Annotated in this window: 15 protein-coding genes; 3 read left to right on the plus strand and 12 right to left on the minus strand. The window is 72.1% G+C overall.

What is annotated here, in order from left to right:
- Position 1 precedes the first annotated feature (1 nt).
- Positions 2–829 (minus strand): enoyl-CoA hydratase family protein, encoded by an 828-nt coding sequence (locus tag AB0L95_RS02655; RefSeq protein WP_365155723.1) that lies wholly within the window; start codon positions 827–829, stop codon positions 2–4.
- Between the two features lie 327 nt (positions 830–1,156).
- Here AB0L95_RS02655 and AB0L95_RS02660 point away from each other — a divergent pair, with 327 nt between their 5' ends.
- Entirely contained in the window at positions 1,157–1,606 is a 450-nt protein-coding gene (locus AB0L95_RS02660; protein WP_365155726.1) for an ATP-binding protein, read from the plus strand.
- Here AB0L95_RS02660 and AB0L95_RS02665 read toward each other — a convergent pair.
- The 3 genes from AB0L95_RS02665 to AB0L95_RS02675 form a co-directional block, all read right to left on the minus strand.
- Positions 1,566–3,041 carry an amino acid permease gene (locus AB0L95_RS02665; RefSeq protein WP_365155729.1) on the minus strand — a complete coding sequence of 492 codons (1,476 nt, stop codon included), beginning with the start codon at positions 3,039–3,041 and terminating at the stop codon, positions 1,566–1,568. The genes AB0L95_RS02660 and AB0L95_RS02665 overlap by 41 nt on opposite strands.
- A 161-nt stretch (positions 3,042–3,202) precedes the next feature.
- Positions 3,203–4,210, minus strand: a complete 1,008-nt coding sequence (gene argF / locus AB0L95_RS02670; RefSeq protein WP_365155732.1) for an ornithine carbamoyltransferase — start codon at positions 4,208–4,210, stop codon at positions 3,203–3,205.
- Positions 4,211–4,323: 113 nt separating this feature from the next.
- Positions 4,324–5,547, minus strand: coding sequence for an arginine deiminase (locus AB0L95_RS02675; RefSeq protein ID WP_365155735.1), 1,224 nt, complete (start codon positions 5,545–5,547; stop codon positions 4,324–4,326).
- 171 nt (positions 5,548–5,718) lie between these two features.
- On the opposite strand from AB0L95_RS02675, the gene AB0L95_RS02680 reads away from it, so the two are divergent.
- Together AB0L95_RS02680 and AB0L95_RS02685 are read left to right on the plus strand one after the other, a co-directional pair.
- Positions 5,719–6,795, plus strand: coding sequence for an SPFH domain-containing protein (locus AB0L95_RS02680; protein ID WP_365155737.1), 1,077 nt, complete (start codon positions 5,719–5,721; stop codon positions 6,793–6,795).
- Positions 6,792–7,691, plus strand: coding sequence for a hypothetical protein (locus AB0L95_RS02685; RefSeq protein ID WP_365155740.1), 900 nt, complete (start codon positions 6,792–6,794; stop codon positions 7,689–7,691). The genes AB0L95_RS02680 and AB0L95_RS02685 overlap by 4 nt, the downstream gene beginning before the upstream one ends.
- Positions 7,692–7,805: 114 nt before the next feature.
- On the opposite strand, the gene AB0L95_RS02690 is transcribed toward AB0L95_RS02685, so the two are convergent.
- The 8 genes from AB0L95_RS02690 to AB0L95_RS02725 form a co-directional block, all read right to left on the minus strand.
- Positions 7,806–8,123 carry a M55 family metallopeptidase gene (locus AB0L95_RS02690; protein WP_365155742.1) on the minus strand — a complete coding sequence of 106 codons (318 nt, stop codon included), beginning with the start codon at positions 8,121–8,123 and terminating at the stop codon, positions 7,806–7,808.
- Between the two features lie 91 nt (positions 8,124–8,214).
- Entirely contained in the window at positions 8,215–8,316 is a 102-nt protein-coding gene (locus AB0L95_RS02695) for a M55 family metallopeptidase (RefSeq protein ID WP_365155745.1), read from the minus strand.
- Between the two features lie 61 nt (positions 8,317–8,377).
- Positions 8,378–10,957, minus strand: a complete 2,580-nt coding sequence (locus tag AB0L95_RS02700) for a polynucleotide kinase-phosphatase (protein ID WP_365155747.1) — start codon at positions 10,955–10,957, stop codon at positions 8,378–8,380.
- Positions 10,954–12,477, minus strand: a complete 1,524-nt coding sequence (locus AB0L95_RS02705) for a 3' terminal RNA ribose 2'-O-methyltransferase Hen1 (protein ID WP_365155750.1) — start codon at positions 12,475–12,477, stop codon at positions 10,954–10,956. Before AB0L95_RS02705 ends, AB0L95_RS02700 begins: the two co-directional genes overlap by 4 nt.
- Before the next feature lie 120 nt (positions 12,478–12,597).
- Entirely contained in the window at positions 12,598–13,521 is a 924-nt protein-coding gene (locus tag AB0L95_RS02710) for an LLM class F420-dependent oxidoreductase (RefSeq protein ID WP_365155753.1), read from the minus strand.
- A 126-nt stretch (positions 13,522–13,647) separates the two neighbouring features.
- Complete coding sequence (locus AB0L95_RS02715; RefSeq protein WP_365155756.1) at positions 13,648–14,124, minus strand: DUF6099 family protein; 477 nt, start codon at positions 14,122–14,124, stop codon at positions 13,648–13,650.
- A 235-nt stretch (positions 14,125–14,359) separates the two neighbouring features.
- Positions 14,360–14,776, minus strand: a complete 417-nt coding sequence (locus AB0L95_RS02720; protein ID WP_365155758.1) for a nucleotide pyrophosphohydrolase — start codon at positions 14,774–14,776, stop codon at positions 14,360–14,362.
- Between the two features lie 38 nt (positions 14,777–14,814).
- Complete coding sequence (locus AB0L95_RS02725) at positions 14,815–16,104, minus strand: ATP-binding protein (protein WP_365155761.1); 1,290 nt, start codon at positions 16,102–16,104, stop codon at positions 14,815–14,817.
- Positions 16,105–16,184: the final 80 nt, after the last annotated feature.

Below are 16,184 nucleotides of genomic sequence, written 5' to 3' on the forward strand. Positions count from 1 at the left end.
GCTACCTCCCCTGCCATTTCGGGGGCCGCTTCTCGGTGAAGGCCGCGTGGAACTCGGCGTAGTCCTCGCCGTTCATCAGCAGTGCCTGGGTCGAGGCGTCCAGTTCGACGGACGCGGCGAGCGGCATGTCCAGCTCGGCGGTGAGCAGCGCCTTCGTCTGCGCGTACGCCAGAGCCGGGCCGTCGGCGAGGCGGCGGGCCAGCGCCTGGGCGGCCTCGTCGGCGTGCCCCTCGTCGGTCAGCTCGCTGATCAGCCCGATCCGCTCGGCCTCGGGTGCCCGCACCGGCTCTCCGAGCATGAGCAGCCGGGTGGCGTGGCCGAGTCCGACGACCCTGGGGAGCAGATAGGCGGCGCCCATGTCGCCGCCGGACAGCCCGACCCGGGTGAAGAGGAACGCGAAGCGGGCGGAGGGGTCCGCCACCCGGAAGTCGGCGGCCAGCGCGAGCACCGCTCCCGCACCCGCGGCCACCCCGTGCACGGCGGCGATCACCGGGAAGGGGCACTCCCGCACGGCCCGGACGACCTGTCCGGTCATGCGGTTGAAGTCGAGCAGCTGGGCGGTGTCCAAGGAGAGGGTGGCGCCGATGATCTCGTCGACGTCGCCGCCCGAGCAGAAGCCGCGTCCCTCGCCGGCCAGCACCAGGGCCCGCACGGACCTCTCCCGGGACAGCTGGGCGAGCAGATCGCGCAGGTCGGCGTAGGCGCCGAAAGTGAGCGCGTTGAGTTTCTCGGGGCGGGCCAGGGTGACCGTGGCGACCCCGTCGGACTGGGTGTACCTCAGGTGACGCCACTCGGAGGTGTGGGCGGCGGAGCCGGTGAAGGGACTCATGACGTGCGGCCTCCTCGGTCGGGGGGCGGCTGTCTGCACTGCTGCTCTGTGACGAAGTTATCACTGATCCGTGACTGTCGTCACGAGTGCGCGATACCCCGAACGGGGAGACATAGGCCGTACGGCGCGCTGTCACAGCCGCGCGCGGGTCGTCACGCCTCGTCGACAGCCGGGTAACGACGAGCTCCCGGGTGCGCGGCGGGACGTCATCCGGGGTACGCAGCCCGGTACCGGGACCGCCGAGGTCCCGGACGAAGCCCGCCGACCGCCCCGTACGGGTCGCGCCGTACCATGCTGCCTCGTGTCGAAAGCAGGACCGCCTGCGCCATGAACGGACCCGCCGTGTACGAACCCCCCGCCCCCGCCTCCTGGCGCGTCGCGCTGCCGCACACCGCCGCGGCGGTGCCGGTCGCCCGCGCACTGGTCCGTACGGCCCTGGCGGAGCTGCAGCACACGCCCGACAGCGACACCGCGGAACTGCTCACCGCGGAACTGGTGGCGAACGCCGTGGAGCACGCGGCGGGCGAGGGGCCGATCGAGCTGGTCGTCGAGCTGATGCCGACCGGCTGCACGGTCGAGGTGCACGATCCGGACCCGGCGCCGCCCGGCGATCTGACCCGGCCCGCCCTGACGCCCGCCGACCCCTGGCAGGAGCACGGGCGCGGTCTGCTGCTGATCCGCAGCCTCAGCTCGTCCTGCGGTCACCGCCCCACCGCGTCCGGCAAGGCGGTGTGGTTCAGACTGCCTGTGGTTCCGCGACAGCGTCGTCCGCGGTGACAGGTGCGGACACCAGCCGGGAGCGGCGGCGGCCGTAGAACGCGTAGACCAGGCAGCCGACCGCCAGGAAGGCCGCGAACTGCACCCAGGTCGTCCAGCCGGTCTCGTACATGAGGTAGAGGCAGAAGGCGACGCCGAGCAGCGGCATCACGGGGTACAACGGGACCCGGAAGGAGCGGGCGAGGCCGGGTTCGCGGCGGCGCAGGGCGATCACCGCGACGTTGACCACGGCCATGGTGGCGAGGGTGCCGATGGTGCACAGGTTGACCACCGCGTCCAGCGAGGAGAAGGCCGCCGGGACGGCGAAGACGACCGCCACGATCAGGGTGCCGCTGACCGGGGTCGCGGTCTTCGGCGAGATCCGCTCGAACACGCGCGGGACGAGGCCGTCGCGGGACATCGACATCAGGATGCGGGTCTGGCCGTACATCACCGCGAGCACCACCGAGGCGATGGCGACGACCGCGCCGAAGGCGATGACACCGCCGCCGACCGTGGAGCCGGTGACCTGGTTGACGACATAGGACAGTGCCGCGGGCCGGCCGCCGACCGCGGGGCCGCCGATGGCGCCGATCGCGGCGAGCGCGACCGCGCAGTACAGCAGGGTGACCAGGCCGATGCAGACGAGGATCGCCACGGGGATGTTGCGGCGGGGGTTCTTGGCCTCCTCGCCGGCGGTGGTGATCGCGTCGAAGCCGATGTACGAGAAGAACGCGGCCGTGGTGCCGGCGCCGATGCCGCCGAGCCCGGCGGGCGCGAACGGGGTCAGGTTGCCGTGCTGGAAGGCGGTGAACCCGATGGCGCAGAAGGCGACGAGGATGGCGAGCTTGAGGACCGCCATGGCGGCGGTGGCCCAGGCGCTCTCGCGGACGCCGCGCACCAGGAGGACGGAGGCCAGGGCGATGACGATCACGGCGGGCAGGTTGATCACCCCGCCGTCACCCGGCCCGGCGGACAGCGCCGCGGGCAGCTGCCAGCCGGTGAGGCTGACCAGCAGTTCGTTCACATACTGGCTCCAGCCGACCGCGACGGCCGACACGGACACCCCGTACTCCAGCAGCAGGCACCAGCCGACAAGGAAGGCCGTGCCCTCGCCGAGGCCCGCGTAGGCGAAGGAGTACGAGGACCCGGAGACCGGGATGGCGCCGCCCAGCTCGGCGAACGCGAAGGCGGTGAAGACGCAGGTGAGGGCGGCGAGCAGGAAGGAGACCACGACCGCGGGCCCGGCCTGGGCGACCGAGTCGGACAGGCCGACGAAGATGCCGGTGCCGACGATCGCTCCGACGCCGAAGCAGACGAGCTGGAACAGGCCCATATGGCGCTTGAGGCCATGACCCGCGAGATCGGCGCCGGCCTCGGCGACGAGCCGCTCGGGTGACTTGATGCGGAAGGGGTTGGCGGGGCTGCCGGGCATGTAGGTGGTGCTCTTTTCCATGGTGCGGGGCGACCGGGGGGTGTCCCCCGCCCGGGCGAGGCCGAGAGCCTGCCGAGCGTTTGGGGGAGGTCGCGCGACGAGCCACGGAAGGAGTGGTTCCGGGCTCGCCGAGGATCGTACGGGAAGGGTGCCGGGTTCCGCTGTGGCAGCGGGCACGCCGGTCAGGCGAGGGTGGCGACCAGGATGGCCTTGATCGTGTGCATCCGGTTCTCCGCCTCGTCGAAGACGACGGAGTGCGCGGACTCGAACACCTCGTCGGTGACCTCCAGCTCGGTCAGCCCGTGCCGCTCGTGGATCTCGCGGCCCACCTCCGTGCCGAGATCGTGGAAGGCCGGCAGGCAGTGCAGGAACTTCACGTCGTCGTTCCCGGTGGCGCGCAGCACGTCCATGGTCACGGCGTACGGGCCGAGCAGCGCTATGCGCTCGTCCCAGACCCCCTTGGGCTCGCCCATCGAGACCCATACGTCGGTGGCGATGAAGTCCGCGCCGCGCACGCCGTCCTTCACGTCCTCGGTGAGCGTGATCCGGGCGCCGGAGGCGGCGGCGAGCCGCCGGGCCTCCTCGACGACCGTCTCGTCCGGCCACAGCACCCGGGGGGCGACGATGCGGACGTCCATGCCGAGCAGGGCGCCGGTGACGAGGTAGGAGTTGCCCATGTTGGAGCGGGCGTCGCCGAGGTAGGCGAAGGTGATGGCGGTCAGCGGCTTGGCGCAGTGCTCGGTCATGGTGAGCACGTCGGCGAGCATCTGGGTGGGGTGCCACTCGTCGGTGAGGCCGTTGTAGACGGGGACCCCGGCGTGGACGGCCAGTTCCTCGACCACGCGCTGCCCGTGCCCCCGGTACTCGATGGCGTCGAACATCCGGCCGAGCACCCGGGCGGTGTCCTTGACGGACTCCTTGTGCCCGATCTGCGAGCCGGTCGGGTCCAGATAGGTGGTGTGGGCGCCCTGGTCGGCGGCGGCGACCTCGAAGGCGCACCGGGTGCGGGTCGAGGTCTTCTCGAAGATCAGCGCGATGTTCCTGCCGCTCAGACGACGCGTCTCGGTCCCGGCCTTCTTGGCCGCCTTCAGCTCGGCCGCCAGCTCGACCAGGAAGCGGAACTCCTCGGCGGTGAAGTCCAGCTCCTTGAGGAAGTGGCGTCCGGCGAGGGCGGTCGGGACTGTCGCCATGGGGGCGCTCCAGGGGTTGCGAGAGGCAGGACGAACAAGGGGACGAATGGAAGTCTATACGATGTCCCACATTTCTATACGAACCCCGGCCCGCCCCGGCCGCCCCGGCCCCCTCAGACGCCGTCCCTCTCCACCGGACAGCTCATGCACCGGGGCCCGCCCCGGCCACGGCCCAGCTCGCTCCCCGGGATCTCGATCACTTCGATCCCCTGCTTGCGCAGATGGGTGTTGGTGGTCGAGTTCCGCTCATAGGCGATGACCACCCCGGGCTCGACGGCGAGGACATTACAGCCGTCGTCCCACTGCTCCCGCTCGGCCGCGTGCACGTCCTGCGTCGGGGTCAGCACCCGGATCTCGCTCAGGCCCAGCGATGCGGCGATGGCCCGGTGCATGTGCTCCGGCGGATGGTCGGTGACCTTCAGCTCCTTGTCACCGGACCCGGGCTCGATGGTGTACGAGCGGAGCATGCCGAGCCCCGCGTACTGGGTGAAGGTGTCCGCGTCCACCATGCTCATCACGGTGTCGAGGTGCATGAGGGCGCGCCGCTTGGGCAGGTCGAGCGCGACGATGGAGCGCGCCGACCCCGCGGCGAAGAGCTTGGTCGCGAGCATCTCGACGGCCTGGGGCGTGGTCCGTTCGCTCATGCCGATGAGCACGGCGCCGTTGCCGATGACCAGCACGTCGCCGCCCTCGATGGTGGAGGGGTAGTCGGCCTGCCCCTTGGACCAGACATGGAAGGCCTCGTCGCGGAACAGCGGATGGTGGCGGTAGATCGCCTCGAAGTGGACCGTCTCGCGCTGCCGGGCGGGCCAGCGCATGGCGTTGATGGAGACACCGTCGTAGATCCACGCGGAGGTGTCGCGGGTGAAGAGGTGGTTGGGGAGGGGGCGCAGCAGGAAGTCGTCGAGATCCATGACATGGAACCGCACCGACATCGGCTCCGGATGGCCCTCCAGGAACTCCCGCTTCGTCATGCCTCCGACGAGGGCCTCGCCCAGCTCGGCGGCGGGCATGGCCTCGAAGGCGGCGCGCAGATGATCAGTGGCGAGCGGCCCGTACTCCTTCTCGTCGAAGACACGGTCCAGCACGAGAGCCCTGGCCGCCGGGATCTCCAGGACCTCGGTGAGCAGATCGCCGAAGAGATGGACCTCGACCCCGCGGTCGCGCAGCACGTCGGCGAACCCGTCGTGCTCGGCGCGGGCCCGGCGCACCCACAGCACGTCGTCGAAGAGGAGCGCGTCCTTGTTGCTGGGCGTGAGCCGTTTCAGCTCGAGATCCGGCCGGTGAAGGATGACGCGACGCAGCCGCCCGGCCTCGGAGTCGACATGGAATCCCATGCCTCCATCCTGACCATTCGGGCGCGTGTTCACCCTTCGTTCCTTCAGAACCGGGCGGTTTGGTCTGCCGGGACCGGACTCCCCGATGTCGTCTACTTGACGATAAGCGGCCTCCTTGATTATCGTCCTTGTGACGAGAATCGGGATCGCGAACAAGGGGGCTTCGCACACATGGCCGACATCACCAGACGCTTCGGCTGGCGTCATCTCCGCGGGGCACCGACCGCGCACATCCGTCACCACCGGGCGGGCCGTCTGGTCCACGACGGGCCGGGGCTCAGCTTCTGGTACCGCTCGCTGACCGCCGCGCTCTCCGAGATCCCGGTGGAGGACCGCGAGCTGGCGATGACGTTCCGCGCCCGTACGTCCGACTTCCAGGACATCGCGGTGCAGGCCACCGTCACCTACCGGATCAGCGACCCGGGCGTCGCCGCCGAGCGGCTGGACTTCTCCGTCGACCCGGACACCGGCGTGTGGCGGGGCGCGCCGTTGGAACAGCTCTCCACGCTGCTGACGGAGACGGCCCAGCAGCACGCCCTGGACGTCCTGGCCCGTACGCCGCTGTCGGCAGCCCTCGTCGACGGCGTCGCGGCGGTACGGGAGCGGGTCGCGGCCGGGCTCGCAGCGGAGCCCCGGCTGCCCGCGACGGGGATCGAGATGGTCGCGGTCCGGGTGGTGGCACTGCGACCGGAGCCCGAGGTGGAGCGGGCGCTGCGCACTCCGGCACGCGAGCGCATCCAGCAGGACGCGGACCGGGCGACCTACGAGCGCCGGGCCGTGGCCGTCGAGCGGGAACGCGCCATCGCCGAGAACGAGCTGGCCAGCCGGATCGAACTGGCCCGGCGCGAGGAGCAGTTGGTCGAGCAGCGGGGTACGAACGCACGGCGCGAGGCGGAGGAACAGGCGGCGGCGGACGCGGTGCGCGCCGAGGCGGAGGCCGCGCGGACGGTACGGCTGGCCGACGCCGAGGCACGGCGCACCGAGCGGCTCGCCGAGGCGGAGGCGGCACGCTCCGTACGGCTCGCGCGTGCGGAGGCCGAGGGCGCACGCGAGGTCGGCGAGGCGCGGGCCCAGGCGCAGGCGGCCTGGCTGCGGGTGCACGCGGACGTGGATGTCACGACGCTGCACGCGTTGACGGGGACCCGGCTGGCCGAGAACCTGCCGCGCATCGACAGCGTGACGGTCTCGCCGGATGTGCTCACCGGACTGCTGTCCCGGCTGGGCGGGACACCGGGAGAGCGGGCGTGAGTCTCGCCCCCCGCGCTGTGCTGGTCCATCGCGCCACCGAGTACGAGGAGTTGGTGGCGCGGCACGGCACCCATGGACAGGCCGCGTTCTTCCTGGCGTCCCGGGGGCGGTCGCTGGAGGAGGTGGCGGAGCGGCACCGGCGGGCACACCAGGCGCTGACCGAGGTGACGGCGGCGGTACCGCTGACCTGGCGCCAGGCACGGGTGGAGCGGCGCGACCTGGACCGGTTCCTGTTCGCGCCCGAGGACGTGGTGGTCGTGGTCGGGCAGGACGGGCTGGTGGCGAACGTCGCCAAGTATCTGGCGGGCCAGCCGGTGGTGGGGATCGACACGGATCCCGGGCGCAACCCGGGCGTGCTGGTCCGGCACCGGCCGGGGGACGCGGGCGCCCTGCTGCCCGCCGCCCTCGCCCGTGACGGCGGGGTCGACGAACTGACCATGGTCGAGGCCGTCGCCGACGACACACAGCGGCTCGTCGCGCTCAACGAGATCTATCTGGGAGCCGCCGGCCACCAGACCGCCCGCTACCGCCTGGGCCTCGACGGCGACAGGGGTGTCGTCGAGGCCCAGGCCTCCTCCGGGGTGCTCGTGGGCACGGGAACCGGCGCCACGGGCTGGCTTCGTTCGGTGTGGCAGGAACGGGGCAGCGCTCTCACGCTCCCGGGCGCCACGGAGCCGCGTCTGCTGTGGTTCGTCCGCGAGGCCTGGCCGTCGCCGGCCACCGGGACGTCCCTGGTGGCCGGCGAACTCGCCCACTCCGCATGGCTCCGGGTCACCGTGGAGTCGGACCGGCTGATCGCCTTCGGGGACGGCATGGAGAGCGACGCGGTGGAGCTGACGTGGGGGCAGACGGTGCGCGTGGGGGTGTGCGGGGAGCGGTTGCGGCTGGTGGGCTGACGATGGCCGACGGGCACCCCTCGCCGTACTGCCGTGCCCGTCGCCGTCCTGTCGGCAGGTGCCCGTCCCCGTACTGCCGGCAGGTGCCCGTCGCCGTACTGCCGGCGGCGCCCGTCAGCAGTGCGGCGGCTGGTCGGTCAGGGAGGTCGCGACGCGCATCCAGACGTCGAAGAGCCGGTAGAGCGCGGGGAGTTCGCCCTCGGCGCGGACGGTCCGGCTGTCGGTGGCGGTGACCCCCGGGATGCCGAGCAGCGTGGCCGGCACCGAGGCCGACTGCCAGCGGACGGTGAGGGCGGACGGCCCCGCTGGCGCCGGGACCGGTTCGCGTGGGGCGGCGAGGGCGGCGGTGACCGCCTCCTCGATCGTCTGCCGCGCCTCCGCCTCCGGGCGCAGCTCGGCCGCGAACCGGCCGCGCGCGTACTTCACCGCCACGGTGGCGCGGGACCCGTCCCAGGCGGCGGCCTCCCCGCACGCGGCGTCGTCCCCTGTGAGCCCCGGACCGCCGCGTTGACGTCCTGGGCCATCATCCGCCAGCCGTGTCGTAGTCCCGTCCGCCGGGCTGGACGTCGTCACGGTCGACGAGTCCGGTGATGCCCTCCATGTCGGCGCTGATGTAGATCCGCACAGTGCGTACTCCTCAGGCTCGATCGTCCGCAAGGACGCCAGGCCCGAGGAGTACGGTTCCGTCACAGCCGGGGGTCCACCGGTTCCGACTCCAGGGCCAGCACCCCGAACACCGCCTCATGGACCCGCCACAGCGGCTCGCCCTCCGCGAGGCGGTCCAGGGCCTCCAGGCCGAGGGCGTACTCGCGCAGTGCGAGGGAGCGCTTGTGGTTCAGGAACCGGTTGCGCAGCCGGGCGAGGTTCTCCGGGCGGGTGTACTCGGGACCGTAGATGATCCGGAGGTACTCACGGCCGCGGCACTTGATGCCCGGCTGCACCAGACGGCCGGCCGCACTCCTGACCACCGCCTCCACCGGCTTGACGACCATGCCCTCGCCGCCGCGCCCGGTCATCTCCAGCCACCAGTCGATCCCGGCGCGCACCGACTCCGGGTCGCCGGTGTCGACGTAGAGCCGACGGGTCGTCTGCAGCAGCCCGCTTCCGTCGTGCTCGACCAGCCGGTCGATCAGCGCCAGTTGCTCGTTGTGCGGGACCGCCGCGAGACTGCGGCCCTGGACCGCCAGCAGCTGGAACGGGGCCAGACGGACACCGTCCAGTCCCTCGGTCGTCCAGCAGTAACGGCGGTACGCCGCCGTGAACGCCGCCGCGTCCGCCGCCCGTGCACGCTGCCGTGCCAGCAGCTCCGCCACGTCCACGCCCCGCCCCGCCGCGCCCTCCAGCGCGGCCAGCGCCCCGGGGAACGCCGCCCCGGACGCCGCGCCCACCGCCGCGTACTGCGAGCGCAGCAGCCCGGACGCCTTCAGCGACCACGGCATCAGCTCGGCGTCGACCAGCAGCCAGTCCGTCTCGAGTTCCTCCCACAGGCCCGCCGCGCCGATCGCCGAGCGCAGCCGGCCGAGGATCTCCTCGGTGACCGCGTCGTCGTCGAAGAACGGGCGGCCGGTGCGTGTGTACAGCGACCCGGTAGGGCCTTCCCCGCTGCCGTCCGCGTCCGGACCGAAGGCACTGCCGACGCCGAAGCGCTTCCGTGCCGCCTCGGCGTCCCGGCACACCAGGGCCACCGCCCGCGAGCCCATGTGCTTCTCCTCGCACACGACCCGCGCGACCCCGTCCTCCTGGTACTGCGCGAAGGCCTCGGCCGGGTGCTCCAGATAACCCTCGACGCGGCTGGTCGCGGTCGGTGCCATCGTCGGGGGCAGATAGGGCAGCAGACGCGGGTCCACCGCGAAGCGGCTCATGACCTCCAGGGCCGCCGCGGCGTTCTCCTCACGGACCGAGACCCGGCCGGCATGCCGGGTCTCGACCACCCGGCGGCCCTGGACGTCGGCGAGGTCCAGCGGCCGGCCGTCGTGCCCGCCGGGCGCCTCGGAGCGCAGCGGCCTGGCCGGCTCGTACCAGACCCGCTCGGCCGGTACGTCGACCAGCTGCCGCTCCGGCCAGCGCAGCGCCGTGAGCTTGCCGCCGAAGACGGCACCGGTGTCCAGGCAGATGGTGTTGTTCAGCCAGGTGGCCTCGGGGACCGGGGTGTGTCCGTACACCACGGCCGCCCGGCCCCGGTAGTCCTCCGCCCACGGATAACGCACCGGCAGGCCGAACTCGTCCGTCTCGCCCGTGGTGTCGCCGTAGAGCGCGTGCGAGCGGACCCGGCCCGAGGTGCGGCCGTGGTACTTCTCCGGCAGCCCGGCGTGGCACACCACCAGCCGTCCGCCGTCGAGGACGTAGTGGCTGACGAGCCCGTCGATGAACTCCCTTACCCGCTGTTTGAACTCCTCGCTCTCACCCTCCATCTGCGCGACGGTCTCGGCGAGTCCGTGGGTGTGCTGGACGTTGCGGCCGCGCAGATGGCGCCCGAACTTGTTCTCGTGGTTGCCGGGCACGCACAGTGCGTCTCCGGACGCCACCATCGACATCACCCGGCGCAGCACGCCCGGGCTGTCCGGGCCGCGGTCGACCAGGTCGCCGACGAAGACGGCGGTGCGGCCCTCCGGGTGCGCGCCGTCGACGTAGCCCAACTTGGCCAGCAGCGCTTCCAGTTCGAGCGCACACCCGTGAACGTCGCCGATGATGTCGAAGGGACCGGTGAGGTGGGTCAGGTCGTTGAAGCGCTTCTCGGTGACGACGGTCGCGTTCTCGATCTCCGCCACGCCCCGCAGGATGTGCACCTTGCGGAAGCCCTCGCGCTCCAAGTGCCTGATCGAGCGGCGCAGTTCGCGGGTGTGGCGCTGGATGACCCGGCGCGGCATGTCCGCGCGGTCGCTGCGAGCCGCGTTGCGCTCGGCGCACACCTCCTCCGGCACGTCGAGCACGATCGCGATCGGCAGCACGTCGTGCTCTCTGGCCAGCTCGATCAGCTGTCGGCGGCTCTCCTGCTGCACGCTGGTGGCGTCGACCACCGTGCGGCGGCCCGCCGCGAGGCGCTTGCCCGCGATGTAGTGCAGCACGTCGAAGGCGTCCCGGCTCGCGCTCTGGTCGTTCTCGTCGTCGGCGACCAGCCCGCGGCAGAAGTCCGACGAGATGACCTCGGTCGGCCGGAAGTGCCGGCGGGCGAAGGTGGACTTGCCCGAACCGGACGCACCGATCAGCACCACCAGGGAGAGGTCGGTCACGGGCAGGGCGCGCCCCTTGGCGTCGGTCTCGGTCATGCGGCCTTCTCCTCCTTCGCGGTGAGCGTGAACACGGCCATCTGGGTGGGCGGCCCCACCTCGGGGTCGTCGGGTCCCACGGGGACGAACCGCACGTCGTAGCCGTGCCGTCCGGCCACCGCGTCCGCCCATGCGCGGAACTCCCCGCGGGTCCATTCGAAGCGGTGGTCGCCGTGGCGGGCGTGCCCGGCGGGCAGGCTCTCCCAGCGGACGTTGTACTCGACGTTCGGGGTCGTCACGAGCACCGTCCTGGGGTGGGCCGCGCCGAACACCGCGTACTCCACGGCGGACAGCCGCGGCGGGTCGACGTGCTCGACGACCTCGCTGAGCACGGCCGCGTCATAGCCCTTGAGGCGGCGGTCGGTGTACGCGAGCGAGCCCTGCACGAGCCGCACGCGCGACGCCTGCCGCTCCCCCATGCGGTCCAGCTTCAGACGCCGGGCGGCGATGGTGAGCGCCCGCACCGAGACGTCCATGCCCACGATCTCCGTGAACCGGGGATCCTTCAGCAGCGCCTGCACCAACTGGCCCTGCCCGCAGCCCAGATCGAGAACGCGGGCTGCGCCGGACTCCTGGAGTGCGGCGATGAGTGCCTCCCTGCGCAGCACCGCGAGCGGGGTCGGCCTGTCCTCGGTCCCGGTTTCGGTCCCGGTTTCGGTCCCAGCCTCGGCCCCGGCCTCGGTTCCGGTTCCGGTTCCGGTCTCGGTCTCCTCGACCGCGTTGTCGATCTCCTCGACCTCGCTGTCGTCGGTCTCCGCGAGCCGCACCAGCTCCAGCCGCTGTATCGCCTGCCGGGTCAGCGACCAGCGGCGCGACAGATAACGGCTGGTGATCAGCTTCTGCTCCGGATGGCCGGGCAGCCAGCCCTCGCCCGCCCGCAGCAGCTTGTCGACCTCGTCGGCGGAGACCCAGTAGTGCTTGGCGTCGTCGAGGACCGGAAGCAGGACGTACAGATGGCGCAACGCCTCGGCCAGGGTCAGTGCCTCCGACTCCAGCACCAGGCGCACATACCGCGAGTCACCCCACTGAGGGAACTCTGCGTCCAGCGGCACCGGTTCGGCGGTGACCGCCCAGCCGAGCGGCGCGAAGAGCCGGTGTACGAGCTCGGGGCCGCCCCGGGCCGGCAGGGCGGGTATCTCGATGCGCAGGGGCAGCGGCTGCCCGGCGCGCTCGGGCAGGATCGTGCACACGCCCCGCATCGCGGTCGAGAACACACCGCTCAGCGCCACGGCGAGCAGGGAGGACGCCGCGTACGGGCGGTCGTTGACGTACTGGGCGAGGGTCGCGTCGGGAGCGCCGTCCCGGCCCTTGCCCTTGCCGCGCCGGACCAGTGCCACCGCGTCGACCTCCAGCAGCAGCGCCGCCGTGCAGCGCTCGGCGTCCGCCTCGGGGTAGAGGACGTGCGCGGTGCCGTAGGAGGTCGAGAACGCCTGCGCCCTGCCGGGGTGCTTGTGCAACAAGAAACCCAGATCTGTCGCGGGGCGTTCAGCCGTGCCGGTGGTACTGATCGTCAGGAACATGCACCGAGTCTTCCGGCTCCGGTCCACCGCGACCACCGGATTTCGAACAGCGCGGCCGGACCGGGCCCGGACCGGGGCGGGGCTTCGCCGGGGTCCGGACCGGGCAGGGGCTCGCTTCGGCTATCGCAGCTGGGACTGGACCTGCGCGGAGATCAGCTCCAGGTGGTCCAGGTCGGCGAGGTCGAGGATCTGGAGGTACATACGGCCGGAGCCGATCTCCTGGTACCGGCTGATCTTGTCGACGACCTCAGCCGGGGTGCCCGCCAGGCCGTTGGTCTTCAGCTCGTCCACCTCACGGCCGATCGCGGCAGCGCGGCGGGCCACCTCCTGGTCGTCCTTGCCGACACAGGCCACCAGCGCGTTCGAGTACGTCAACGCGTCCGCGGCGCGTCCGGCCTGCTCGGCGGCCGCACGGACCCGGCCGAACTGGCGCTCGCTGTCCTCGATCGACGCGAACGGCATGTTGAACTCGTCGGCGTACTGAGCGGCCAGCCGCGGGGTGCGGGTCGCGCCGTGGCCGCCGATGAGCACCGGGACCCTGGACTGCGCGGGCTTGGGCAGAGCGGGCGAGTCCGTCAGGTCGTAGTACTTCCCGTCGAAGCTGAAGGTCTTGCCGGCCTCGGTCGCCCACAGGCCGGTGACGATCGCGAGCTGCTCCTCGAGACGGGCGAACTTGTCCTTCGGGAACGGGATGCCGTAGGCCTTGTGTTCGTCCTCGAACCAGCCCGCGCCGATGCCCAGTTCGACACGGCCCCCGGACATCTGGTCGACCTGCGCGACCTGGATGGCGAGGACACCGGGGAGGCGGAAGGTGGCGGCGGTCATCAGCGTGCCGAGGCGGATGCGCTTGGTCTCGCGGGCGAGTCCGGCGAGGGTGATCCAGGCGTCGGTGGGACCGGGCAGGCCGTCCACCTCGCCCATCTTCAGATAGTGGTCCGAGCGAAAGAACGCGTCGAAGTCGAGTTCCTCGGTGGCCTTGGCGACGGAGAGGAGGGTGTCATACGTCGCCCCCTGCTGGGGCTCGGTGAAGATGCGAAGATCCATGCCTCCATCCTGCACGCTCGAACGCCCGGCAGCCTCGGTACTCCCGCCGGGACCCCGTGGAATCGGTCGGGTGAAATCCGCGAGGCCGTCGGCCCGCGCGCCCGGCCGGGGCCACGGAGGGTGTGCTCAGCCCGCCGTTCTGTACCGCTCCCGTATCTCGCCGTCCCTGGCCGCCAGCCTGCGCAGCATCTCTCTGACCCGGTCCCGCGACTCGTCGGCCGCGTCTATGGCCTCCATGCACTGCCAGTACGTGCCCTCGTCACCAGCCGCGCTCGCGACCGCGACCAGGGCCATGCCGAGCTCCGTGAGGAGGGTGCCGAGGTCGAGGAGTGCCTTGCGGGCATCGCCCAGCTCCGTGAGCTGAGCGGCTCGCAGATCTGCCACGTCGATGGAGGGTGTGTCCAGCACGCCACAGCCTCTGCCCGCCAGCTCCGTCAACCCCAGTGCCTCACCGCGCAGTTCGGGAGGGCCCGAGACCGCCAGGCGACTGCCGATCGCCTGCGCCAGGGCGTAGGCCTGCCACGCCTCCATCATGATCCGCGACCCGTCCTCGCTCCCCGACAGGGCGCGCCTGCTCATCACGATGAGCCGCACCGCGTCCATGCGCTGCCCCCGCTCTGTTCCGACGCGCTTGCGCGCGTCTGGCCCGAACTCCGTTATCCACTACCCAGAGTGAAGGCTCGCGGGACGAAAAGCCAGAGCTGGACCGAAATCTGTGGACAACCTGCAGGATGGGGACAACTCACCGACTCCGGAGAGTGACGAGGCGAGGTCCGTCTCCCGGGAGGCGGAGGCTCGGGCGTCGCCCACCCGGGCCGGGGGCGGCGGCGGTTTCGTCTCAGTCGGTTCCCGGGGCCGGGAACCTCTCCTCATTGCGGTCGATCTTCGCGTCGAGCGCTGCCAGGGCGTCGATGCCGAGCACCTCGCACAGTTGGAGCAGATACGCGAACACGTCCGCCACCTCGTCCGTCACCCGATGGGCCGTCGTCGGGTCGTCCATCACCCGTGCCGACTCCTCCGGCGTCAACCACTGGAAGATCTCGACCAGTTCGGAGGCCTCGACACTCAGCGCGGTCGCCAGGTTCTTGGGCGTGTGGTACGGCTGCCAGTCGCGGGCCGCGGCGAAGTCGGCGAGGCGGCGCTGCAACCCCGCCACATCCAGCCCCTCGCCCCGCCCGGGTTCGGGTGCCGGGCGCCCGCGCCGCGGTGTGGGGTGCTCGGGGCGCGGTGCGGGGTGCTCGGGTTCCCGTCTCATGGGATCGGGTTCCGGTGTCACGGGCTCGGACTCTGATGTCACGGGCTCAGGTCTACCACCGTCACCCCGTCCGCCTCCGTCGCCCAGCGCGCCTCGCTCACCGCGCCCACCAGGCGGACATGCCCGCGTTCGGTCATACGCGCCGCCAGCCGCAGCAGTTCCCGTGTCTGCGCGGGGTCCATGCATCGGTCGAGGCCGTCCGCCAGCACGGTGAGGGTCTGCATCGCCGCCGGGACCTCGCCCACCGGGTCCACGTCGAGCACGCCCGGACCGGTGAGGAGCACCAGAGCCAGGGCCACATAGCGCAGTTCGCCGTCGCCGAGCAGTTCCAGCGGTGTCCGCAGCCCGTCTCCCCGGTCGAGCAGGGCGCGGACCCTGCCGTCGCCGAGCGGCTCGGCCAGCAGGTCGACGACCCGTCCCGCGCACCCGGCGGCGACCGCCGAGGCCAGCAGCGCGTGCCGTCGGGCACACTCCGCGCGGGTACGCCACAGGACATCGGCGAGGTTGTCGCACCCCGGCAGCAGCCGGCCCGCACCCGACGGAACGGGGGCCCGCATCCGGCCGGGGCGCGGGTCACAGGCGAAGACCGAGCGCAGGGCGACCACCATCTGCTCGGCCGCGGCGAGCACCCGGCGCTGGCCCTCGGTCCTGCCCGCCACGCGCAGCGGCAGCAGGGCGGTGCCGAGGCGGTCGTCCGGGAGCGGGCCCCGGGTGACCGGTGCGGAGCCGGCCGTGTGCCAGGCCGCCTGCACCGCCGCCCGGCCCGGATCGCGCAGGGCCGACTCCAGCAGCACCAGGTGGCCGGAGGTCAGCCGTTCGCCGACGATGCGCAGTTCGGGCTCGGCCTGCACGGCGAGGTCGAGCCGCACGGGTCCCTCGGGGCCGTCAGCCGTGCAGCCGATACGGAAGCCGCGCCGCCGCTGGGCGTCGGGCCGGGCCCGCTCGGGCACGCAGCCCGCCGGGTCCGGGAACGCCTCCCCCAGCTCCGCTCCGCCGCCGAGCCGCGCCAACGCCTCGTAGGCCTGCAACACCCGGGACTTGCCCGAGCCGCTGGGACCGGTGAAGAGCGTCAACGGTCCCAGCGGGAAAGCGGCCCGTCGGTGCCCGGCGAACGCGGACAACCGCAGCTCGGTGACGCGGGACCGGTGCGGACCCGAGTTCGCGGCCCCGGACCGGTCCGAACCCGGATCGGCGGCCCCGGACCGGTCCGAACCCGGATCGATGGTCCCGGGCCGGTCCGAACCCGGATCGGCGGCATCGGGCCGGTCCAACCCGGGATCGACGGAGCCGGACCCGTCCGGCTCAAACAGCGCAGGTAAGACGGTCATATCCGGGACGGTAGGGGCCCGCGGTCCGGGCGAACCGTTCCGCCCTCGCAGCCTTCCTACGATCGGGCGATCGAAACAGC

Source organism: Streptomyces sp. NPDC052036, from assembly GCF_040680495.1.
Lineage (GTDB): Bacteria > Actinomycetota > Actinomycetes > Streptomycetales > Streptomycetaceae > Streptomyces.

Bases quoted from the DNA above. Each gene is read 5' to 3' on its own strand.
- argF (WP_365155732.1), bottom strand. From the start codon at position 4,210: ATGGCGACAGTCCCGACCGCCCTCGCCGGACGCCACTTCCTCAAGGAG.
- AB0L95_RS02705 (WP_365155750.1), bottom strand. From the start codon at position 12,477: ATGTTCCTGACGATCAGTACCACCGGCACGGCTGAACGCCCCGCGACA.
- AB0L95_RS02720 (WP_365155758.1), bottom strand. From the start codon at position 14,776: ATGAGACGGGAACCCGAGCACCCCGCACCGCGCCCCGAGCACCCCACA.
- AB0L95_RS02655 (WP_365155723.1), bottom strand. From the start codon at position 829: ATGAGTCCCTTCACCGGCTCCGCCGCCCACACCTCCGAGTGGCGTCAC.
- AB0L95_RS02665 (WP_365155729.1), bottom strand. From the start codon at position 3,041: ATGGAAAAGAGCACCACCTACATGCCCGGCAGCCCCGCCAACCCCTTC.
- AB0L95_RS02700 (WP_365155747.1), bottom strand. From the start codon at position 10,957: ATGACCGAGACCGACGCCAAGGGGCGCGCCCTGCCCGTGACCGACCTC.
- AB0L95_RS02725 (WP_365155761.1), bottom strand. From the start codon at position 16,104: ATGACCGTCTTACCTGCGCTGTTTGAGCCGGACGGGTCCGGCTCCGTC.
- AB0L95_RS02660 (WP_365155726.1), top strand. From the start codon at position 1,157: ATGAACGGACCCGCCGTGTACGAACCCCCCGCCCCCGCCTCCTGGCGC.
- AB0L95_RS02710 (WP_365155753.1), bottom strand. From the start codon at position 13,521: ATGGATCTTCGCATCTTCACCGAGCCCCAGCAGGGGGCGACGTATGAC.
- AB0L95_RS02675 (WP_365155735.1), bottom strand. From the start codon at position 5,547: ATGGGATTCCATGTCGACTCCGAGGCCGGGCGGCTGCGTCGCGTCATC.
- AB0L95_RS02715 (WP_365155756.1), bottom strand. From the start codon at position 14,124: ATGGACGCGGTGCGGCTCATCGTGATGAGCAGGCGCGCCCTGTCGGGG.
- AB0L95_RS02680 (WP_365155737.1), top strand. From the start codon at position 5,719: ATGGCCGACATCACCAGACGCTTCGGCTGGCGTCATCTCCGCGGGGCA.